Origin of the sequence: Bradyrhizobium sp., assembly GCF_050014615.1 — a bacterium.
In the GTDB taxonomy this organism is placed as follows: Bacteria; Pseudomonadota; Alphaproteobacteria; order Rhizobiales; family Xanthobacteraceae; genus Bradyrhizobium.
The window spans coordinates 1-4,835 of sequence record NZ_JBEKCZ010000296.1; the positions used below are offsets into that span (position 1 = coordinate 1).

The window sequence follows — 4,835 nt, forward strand, 5'->3', positions numbered from 1 at the left end:
CCTGTCGGTATGCAGGGCTCGCATCTCGATGAAACCGTTGCGTATCCTTCGGAAGAAAATCCGAACCCAGTCATAAGAACCGGAGCCTCGATGTCGGGAGGGCGAAGAAGGGTCCAGCAGTTCGTTGAACACCGCCTAGCTTCAAGAACTAGGGCAGACTATCGTGTCCGGCAATATACTGGACCTGCTCTCCGACCCGCGCCGTGCGCACGATCGACGCACACGCATAATGGGAGGTCCGCTCACAAGCCAAGAGACCTGGCGAAAGAGCGCACCAAGGTCAGAATGTTAAGCGTTACCCTCGCGCGTTGTTCGGTCGTGCCTGCTTAGGACGACGGCCCGACGCTTCGGGCCGCACTCGCGATCGTTTCGGGGCGGCATCTTGGCGCAGGCCGCTCATGGTTGCGAGCTGTGCAATCATTCGGTCGACAGCGGCGGAGCGCGGACGCTTATCGCGCACAAGTAGCTGCGCATCGGCAGCTTCGAACACTCGGTTGCGCGTTCGCAAAGCCACCAACTGCCCCATTGCGATCTCGCGCGCAACCGCAAACTTCGGCAGAAACGTGATACCAAGTCCGGCGCTGGCGTAGTGCTTGAGCGCAGCAATTGAATTCGTCGTTAGGCCCGGACGAAACTGCAGTTTCTCAGAAAATTCAGCCAATTGAACAATGCGGCGCAATCCGAAGCCAGGAGTCGTCAGTCCTACCGGAAACAGAACTACGTCGCGGAGTGTCAACGGGTCGGCGCGAGCCGCTAACGGATGAGTGGGGGCTGCGATTATGCATACAGGCTGGCTCCGTGCAGCGAAGATGCGGACGGAAGGGTCGGGCTGCGGTGCATAAGCAACCCCAAGATGCGCGCGATCTTCCGCGACATAGCGGACAACCTCGCCGGCGCTCATAAGTTCGAGGGTCACGTCGATCTTGGGATATTGCAGGCAGAAATCGTTGAGCACGACACTGACGAGTTCATCAAGGAACCCCTCCGTCGCAGCTATCCGAATCTGGCCACGCTGCAGTCCATTGAGTTCTTCCAACTGGGTCAACAGCGTTTCCTCGCCGACAACATGCTGTCGGTAACAGTTTAGCACTAGCTGGGCTGCCTCAGTCGGTGTGACACCTCGCCCGCGCCGTTCCAAAAGGACGACGCCCAATTCGGTCTCGAGTTGCTGAATCTGACGACTTAGTACTGATGGCTCAAGGTCCAGACTATCGGCAGCCGCACGAAGGGACCCCGCTGTCACGGCGGCCGCGAAGTAACGTAGGCGCCGTTCGCTAAGACCCGGGAGCGTATTAATTCCACTTCGAAGATGACTAGGCATAGGCCATCCAATGTTGCTAAAAAAGCAACGTATCGGTACGATGAATGCTATTATCAATCAACTGCCATCCATGCAACTTGCCTCACGTGTCTCATCGAGCCGCTGTCACTCGACGAGGCCTACCTTGACGTCACGGAAAACCTGCAGGGAATTCCGCTGGCACGCGACGTCGCGCTCGCGATCCGGGCGAAGATCAAGCAGGAAACCGGTCTCAATGCCTCTGCCGGCATCTCCTACAACAAGTTTTTGGCGAAACTTGCGTCAGATCACCGCAAGCCTAACGGTCAGTACGTGATCACCCCGGAGATGGGTCCGGCGTTCGTCGGAGCCCTGGCTGTCGGCAAATTCCACGGCATCGGACCGGCGACCAGCGCGAAGATGAATTCCCTGGGGCTCTACACGGGGCTCGACATGCGCAACCAGTCTCTCGATTTCATGCAAGCCAATTTTGGAAAGTTCGGTTCGTACTATTATTGGATTTCGCGCGGCATCGACGACCGCGAGGTCCGGGCCAATAGAACCCGGAAGTCCGTTGGCGCGGAAAACACCTTCGCGAATGATGTGGTGGACGACGCCCGCTCCCGGCATCGAATGTGCCAAAGGGGTGATCGTTGAACAACGAATCACCAGAGGGGGTCGTCCACATGCATGTTAACACTATCGGCGTTGATCTCGCCAAGAACGTATTCCAAATTCATGGCGTGGATAGTGCGGGCAAGGTTGTCATCACCCGTCAGTTGCGGCGCAAGCAGGTGTTGGACTTCTTCAGCAAGATTCCCGCTTGCCTGGTCGGTATGGAGGCCTGTGGAACCGCTCATTATTGGGCACGTGAAATCTCCAAGCTCGGCCACACCGTGCGTCTGATGCCTCCGAGCTACGTAAAGGGCTATGTCAAACGGTCGAAAAACGATGCTGCCGACGCAGCTGCCATCTGTGAGGCCGTGACACGCCCATCAATGCGGTTCGTGCCGATAAAATCGGCCGATCAGCAAGCCCTGCTGATGTTGCATCGAACGCGGGATCTTTTAATCCGTCAGCGCACGCAGCTGGTCAATGCGCTCCGAGCCCATCTTGCCGAGTTTGGTCTCGTTGCAGAGATAGGACGCGAAGGTCTCGCGCAGCTTGGCGCGATTGTGACGGACGAGAGTAATCGCGAAGCGCTTCCATCCGCTATGAAACAGGCGTTGCAGGCCATTATCGATCAGCTCGCTGCTCTGGAATTGCAGGTCGGGATGCTGGATCGCGCCATGCACGCCCATCATCGGGCCAATGATATGAGCTGCCGGCTCGAGACCGTACCTGGGATAGGCGTGATCGGGGCCACGGCCATTGCTTCTACTGTCACAGACCCGGGTGGCTTCAAATCCGGTCGGGATTTTGCAGCCTGGATTGGACTTGTGCCGCGGCAGCACTCGACAGGAGGCAAGGAGCGGCTCGGTGGCATCTCCAAACAGGGGGATCGCTATCTCCGGCGGCTACTCGTCATCGGTGCAACGTCCGTTGTTCGAAACGCTCGACTGCATCCACAAAAGCATCCCTGGATTATGAGGCTGCTGGCCAAGAAGCCGGCCAAGCTGGTCGCCGTTGCGGTTGCCAACAAGATGGCGCGCATTGCTTGGGCGATCATGGCCAATGGCGGATCCTATCGAGCGCCCGAGCTTGCTGCAGCCGCCTGAACGGGCTTGGCAATGGGAGCATGAGGCGACGGCAGAGCAAGACAATCGAATTGCGAGGGTGATGATGGCGTGATGCGAAACGGTCGAGCCGTCGATTGGGAAAACCCGCTGTTGGGTCATGGGCATAAAAGCCCGGGCGAATGATTGGGACCCGATCCGCGGATTACATCAGGGCCAGCGGTCATGGTGCCGCGCAAACAGGCCGGACACATGACTTGCACCCGACCGCAAGCCAAACGCCAGATTCTTCTTGCAATGCGGGCGTCGTCCACACATGACCTCACAGAGTTTGAGGTCATGCTCGCGGAATTGGGGCCGCTGATCGACAAGGTCTGGCGACATTGCGAGGACAAGGGTACACGGAGCCGGACCGTGACGCTCAAGGTGAAATTCGCCGACTTCGAACTGATCTCGCGGAGCCGGACGTTAGCCGGCGCCATCGGCAGCCAAAGGGAATTTAAAGCCGTTTCGGCTGAACTATTGAGGGCGCTCTTTCCGTTAAAGAAGGCCGTAAGGCTGCTCGGTGTTTCGATTTCGGGGTTCTCCGTCAGAGAAATTGAACGCTCCGAACAGATAGCTTTGCTTTAATCGAACGGCCACTTTGCGCGCTAGAACAGGTCGATCATCTGGCGCTCCACGGCACTGCTCGGTAAAAGTCATCCACCGGCGCCATTGCTCGCGCCGCAGGGCCCCCATCTGTCGGGTAGGGTAACCCGCTCCAGTCAGGAAACCTTTAATGGCGAAGCTCGACGGCAAGATCGTTCTCATCAGCGGAGGCACCAGCGGTATCGGTGCGGAGACGGCCAAGCTCTTTCAGTCAGAGGGCGCGACGGTGGTCGTTACCGGCTCCAGCGAGCGCTCGGTGGTAGCCGCCAAGGCGGCGCTGCCAGGGATCGAGGCATTGGTCTCGGATGCGAGCAACGTGGCCGCAACCAAGGCTCTGGTCGACCGGGTCAAGGCCAAACACGGCCGCATCGACGTCCTGTTTGTCAACGCCGGCATCGCTAAGTTCGCGCCGATCGCGGAGGTCGACGAGGCCTTCTACGACAGCCAGTTCAACATCAACGTCAAGGGCGCATTCTTTCTGGTCAAGCACGCCATCCCGATGATCCCGGACGGCGGCGCGATCATCCTGACCGCTTCGGTAGCCGGCGCGAACGGCGGCCTGGGAGGCAGCACGATCTATGGTTCGACCAAGGCAGCACTGCGTTCGTTCGGCCGCACCATCGCCAAGGAACTGACCCCGCGCGGCATCCGGGTCAATACCATCAGCCCCGGTCCGATCATCACCCCGATCCTCGACAAAGGCGGCCTCACGCCGGCTCAAAAGGACAACTTTATCGAGGGGGCTAAGACCCGCATTCCGCTCGGCCGCACCGGCACCGCCGCCGAAGTCGCCGCCGCAGCCCTCTACCTCGCCGCCGATGCCACCTACACCACCGGCGCCGAACTGTTCGTCGACGGCGGCTTGATCGACCTCTAGTTCAGTCAGCACTGCCGAACGCGGGTGCTTAGAGACATCGGAATGGGACTTGAAATTCCCGCCTTGCCAGTGATCCAATCACCACAAGGTCGAAGCCCTCCAAGCGCAGGTCGCCCAACAACGGATCGACACGGGCGACCGCCGCTGCCCGCCTGCGCTCCGTCCGCTCGCCGATGACGCGATCAATACGACTAACCATTCAAACCTATCCAACGCTGATATTTGTCATACTGAGCCCTCGCGCCGGTGATCCCGATCCTGGCGCCGGTGATGCTGCGGCTCGGCTACGGCATCGAATAGTTCAACGATCGCCGCATCACTATTTCAACGTACGAGACCTCTGTCTCATCGCCCC

General features: G+C 59.2%; 4 protein-coding genes and 2 pseudogenes. 4 read left to right on the forward strand and 2 right to left on the reverse strand.

The genetic code is table 11. The features are described from left to right. Window positions 1-295: 295 nt before the first annotated feature. The gene (locus ABR948_RS28290) at window positions 296-1,045 is read right to left on the reverse strand and encodes a LysR substrate-binding domain-containing protein (RefSeq protein WP_428124409.1); all 750 of its coding nucleotides are present in this window, start codon (window positions 1,043-1,045) and stop codon (window positions 296-298) included. Window positions 1,046-1,105: 60 nt separating this feature from the next. Continuing rightward, a pseudogene (locus ABR948_RS28295) lies at window positions 1,106-1,321 on the reverse strand (helix-turn-helix domain-containing protein); the annotation flags it as partial. Between ABR948_RS28295 and ABR948_RS28300 the strand changes: the two are divergent. The 4 genes and pseudogenes from ABR948_RS28300 to ABR948_RS28315 all read left to right on the forward strand — a co-directional run. After that, window positions 1,310-1,885, forward strand: a pseudogene (locus ABR948_RS28300) (Y-family DNA polymerase); the annotation flags it as partial. The pseudogenes ABR948_RS28295 and ABR948_RS28300 overlap by 12 nt on opposite strands. Before the next feature lie 80 nt (window positions 1,886-1,965). Next, the gene (locus tag ABR948_RS28305) at window positions 1,966-2,997 is read left to right on the forward strand and encodes an IS110 family RNA-guided transposase (RefSeq protein ID WP_428124411.1); all 1,032 of its coding nucleotides are present in this window, start codon (window positions 1,966-1,968) and stop codon (window positions 2,995-2,997) included. Between the two features lie 183 nt (window positions 2,998-3,180). Beyond that, window positions 3,181-3,585 carry a DinB/UmuC family translesion DNA polymerase gene (locus ABR948_RS28310; RefSeq protein ID WP_428124405.1) on the forward strand — a complete coding sequence of 135 codons (405 nt, stop codon included), beginning with the start codon at window positions 3,181-3,183 and terminating at the stop codon, window positions 3,583-3,585. Between the two features lie 148 nt (window positions 3,586-3,733). Continuing rightward, on the forward strand, window positions 3,734-4,480 hold the full coding sequence (locus ABR948_RS28315; protein ID WP_428124407.1) for an SDR family oxidoreductase: 747 nt from the start codon (window positions 3,734-3,736) through the stop codon (window positions 4,478-4,480). Window positions 4,481-4,835 lie beyond the last annotated feature (355 nt).